Source organism: Nonomuraea aridisoli, assembly GCF_003236395.1.
Classification (GTDB): domain Bacteria; phylum Actinomycetota; class Actinomycetes; order Streptosporangiales; family Streptosporangiaceae; genus Nonomuraea; species Nonomuraea aridisoli.
Map to the genome: position 1 here is coordinate 1 of NZ_POUD01000600.1, position 912 is coordinate 912.

At 67.4% G+C, this 912-nt stretch carries 1 protein-coding gene; it reads left to right on the forward strand.

Translation table 11 applies throughout. From position 1 onward, the window contains the following. Positions 1–66 precede the first annotated feature (66 nt). Positions 67–912, forward strand: an 846-nt coding sequence (locus C1J01_RS48325; RefSeq protein ID WP_111185864.1) for a transposase, incomplete at its 3' end; no start/stop codon positions are given.

Sequence of the window (912 nt, forward strand, 5' to 3'; positions counted from 1 at the left end):
CTAGATCGTTGATGTGAAATTCGCTGATCGTCTGCGGGCACAGCGAAGGGCGTCCAAGATCGGTTTGTGAAGACTGAGCTGGACGCCCTTCTGACGGCACTCTATGTCCATCTGGACGATCATGTGATGCCTTCGCCGGCACAGCCTCGCAAACGAGGCCGGCCCCCGGTGCTGACCTCGGCCGAGGCGGTGGTCGTGGCAGTGGCGCAGGTTCTGCTGCGTTGCGATCAGGAACGTTACTGGATGCGGACGGCGGCGGCCCGGATCGGTCATCTGTTCCCGCGGCTGCCCTCCCAGGCCGTCTACAACCGGCAGCTGCGAAAGCTGGGCCCGCAGATGTCGGCGGCGGCCTTGTGGCTGGCCCGCCACGTCCCGACCTGGCACGAACCGCTCCGGCTGATGGACGGCACCCCGGTCCGGTGCGGCGCCTCCCGGGTGACGGTCAACCGGTCAAGCCTGGGCGAGATCGCCGGATACGGCATGGACAAGTCCCACCACGCCTTCTACTGGGGCGCCAAGCTGATGCTGATCACCACCGCCGACGGAGCGGTGACCGCCTTCAGCCTGGCCTGCCCCAAGGAACTCGACGAACGCAAGCAGGCACTGCACCTGCTGCACGTCACCCCGATCGCACCCGGGCCGTGCCCGATCGTGTGCGACAAGGGCTTCGCCGGCGCCGGCATCGAGAAAGCCGCCGCCGATCTGGGCCACCGGCTGATCCGACCTGCCCGCGAAGACGAGCCCGCACCCGCCCTGCCCTTCCCCGGCTGGTTACGCCAACGCATCGAAGCGATCATCTGGACGCTGAAGAACCAGCTCGGCCTCGAACGCCACAACGCCCGCCACCCAGACGGCCTGTGGGCGCGCATCAGCCAGCGCATCCTCGCCCTCAACGCCGTCATCTGGCACAAC